Genomic DNA, 2,306 nt, shown 5'->3' on the forward strand with positions numbered 1-2,306 from the left:
GTGTGATTTGGATCGTTTGCGTGAGCGATTTTATGACTTTTTAAGCCAGTCGATTAACCAACATAAATCGTTAGTGATCGGAGTGATAAGGGATTCGTATGTATCCGTGAATCAAAGAGGACGTTTGAATGAAAGAAGTCATGTTATTCCCACTCACTTCAGTTGTACTCCCTGAAGGTAAAATGAATCTGCGCATTTTTGAGCCACGATATAAGCGAATGGTAAAGGAATGCAGCCTACAAAATATGGGTTTTGGAGTTTGCCTAGTAGGAAGTGAAGGTGACCCTAAAGACGTGGGTAACGTTTCATCTATCGGAACTTTGGTCAGGATCGTTGATTTTGAAACACTCAGTGATGGCCTTCTTGGTATTACAGTTGCTGGTGAACAACGCTTTGTTGTCAAACGCGTCCGTGCAGATGCGGATGGCTTACGTCATGCAGAGGTTGAATGGTTAGACAATTGGCAACATCTAGACAACTCACCAGATTTCTTCTTTTTAAGCCAGCAGTTATCCCATGTTTATGAAGAGTTTCCTCAACTTGGAAGCCTCTACCAGCATCGTTTTTACGATGACTCTGCTTGGGTTACTCAGCGTTGGCTTGAGTTACTACCCCTAGACTGCAATCTGTTCGAACAGCTAGTCGGCGCAGAGGACTGTATTTCTGCGTTGCAATTTCTGACAGAAGCCATAGAAGCCCCGACTAACAAAGAGGCAAGGATATGAAAGGATTTAATAAAGCTGCGCTAACTATTGTTGCGACATTAGGACTGGCGGCGTGTGGCTCCGACAGTGACACTATCGAGTATTCCAATTTACAGGCAGTGCACGCGTCTTCTGATGCGCCGCTTGCAAATGTGTGGATCAACGATAAACCATCATTAACGAATGTTGATTATGGTGTGGGATCTGGCTACGTTAAATTGCGAGAGGGGATGAATTCGATTCAGGTCGATGTTCAGCTCCCAGGTAATGAAACCGCGACCGTAATACCTAAAACAGAACTAGATCTTGATTCCGACCTCAATTATAACGTGTTCGTTGTTGGCGATGCCGATGGTTCGCCAAACCCAGTTGAGCCTTTAGTTGTGACTCGCAGCGCCGATTCAATGGCTGATGCCAATAGTCTAGATGTTCAAGTTGTTCATGCAGCTTCAGGCGTTCCTGCTGTTGATCTTTATGTCACTGAGCCAGGTGTTGCTCTTGCTAGCGCGACTCCAATAACTAACCTTGCTTACAAAGCTTCTACCGACGTATTGAACATCCCAGCTGGTGAGTATCAAGTTCGACTTGCCGTAGGAGACAGCGTTGCTTTTGACTCCGGCACAGTACCTCTTGCGGCTAACTCCAACTTGACGATTGCCGCTATCGGCACAGGAGATTCGAATAGCACGTCACCTGTCAAACTCTTGGTGTTGGACGGTTCGGGCTCTTCTATAATTGAAGATATGGGCAGCCAAGCTGAAGTAAGAGTCGGACACCTTGTCGATGGAGCGCCAGTCGTCGATGTTAACGTTAACGGGGCGGCCTTCGCTCCTCTTGCCGACTTAGCGTTCAAAGAGATTCGTGGTTATTTGGATCTTGCTGCTGGGGATTACGATATTGATGTTTACGTGGATGGCACAACAACCAATCCGATCATAGATGTTGACGGGTTAATGGTTGCAGGTGGAATGGATTACAGTGTTTATGCAGTCGGTGTTGTTAGCCCAGCGATTGATATCGAAGCTCTGGTTGTTGAAGATATGAGACGCGCTGTGACGACTAGCGCGACATTGAATGTGACACACGCGGCGGCTAATCCTATAGCGGAAATGGTGGATATTTACCTCACTACGAGTGCAGGAATAGATGGAAGTGATCCAACTATTGCTAATTTTGCGTATAAAAATAGTGTACAAGGATTATATGTCGCTGAAGGTACATATTATGTAACGGTAACAGTGGCTGGTAACCCAAGTATTGTTGCGGTTGACTCAGCACCAGTCAATGTAATGAACGGTGTTGTGTACCAAGTCGTTGCCATTGATGATGGGAACAACGGTGGTTTCAACTTGTTGGTCGATGACGTGACCGATTAGGAAGAATGGGAGGAGGAAACTCCTCCCACAAATTAAGGCCGATTATGATGAGTGATAGCCCGAAAAAACTGGGGCGCAGTGATTGGAACGATTACATGGATAAAGTGAAGGATCGAGACAAAGATGCTTTCGCTTTTGTATTCCGTTTTTACGCACCCAAGCTGAAGCAATTCGCTTACAAACATGTTGGTAATGAGCAAGTTGCTATGGAGATGGTGCAAGAGAC

At 45.7% G+C, this 2,306-nt stretch carries 2 protein-coding genes and 1 pseudogene; all 3 read left to right on the plus strand.

What is annotated here, in order from left to right:
• Positions 1-128 precede the first annotated feature (128 nt).
• The gene (locus IQR33_RS18105) at positions 129-725 is read left to right on the plus strand and encodes an LON peptidase substrate-binding domain-containing protein (protein ID WP_193838109.1); all 597 of its coding nucleotides are present in this window, start codon (positions 129-131) and stop codon (positions 723-725) included.
• On the plus strand, positions 722-2,080 hold the full coding sequence (locus IQR33_RS18110) for a DUF4397 domain-containing protein (protein ID WP_033905539.1): 1,359 nt from the start codon (positions 722-724) through the stop codon (positions 2,078-2,080). The genes IQR33_RS18105 and IQR33_RS18110 overlap by 4 nt, the downstream gene beginning before the upstream one ends.
• 44 nt (positions 2,081-2,124) lie before the next feature.
• Positions 2,125-2,306: pseudogene (locus IQR33_RS18115) on the plus strand (RNA polymerase subunit sigma); the annotation flags it as partial.

Origin of the sequence: Vibrio sp. OPT46 (genome assembly GCF_015163535.1) — a bacterium.
Taxonomy (GTDB): domain Bacteria; phylum Pseudomonadota; class Gammaproteobacteria; order Enterobacterales; family Vibrionaceae; genus Vibrio; species Vibrio alginolyticus.

Bases quoted from the DNA above. Each gene is read 5' to 3' on its own strand.
- IQR33_RS18105 (WP_193838109.1), top strand. From the start codon at position 129: ATGAAAGAAGTCATGTTATTCCCACTCACTTCAGTTGTACTCCCTGAA.
- IQR33_RS18110 (WP_033905539.1), top strand. From the start codon at position 722: ATGAAAGGATTTAATAAAGCTGCGCTAACTATTGTTGCGACATTAGGA.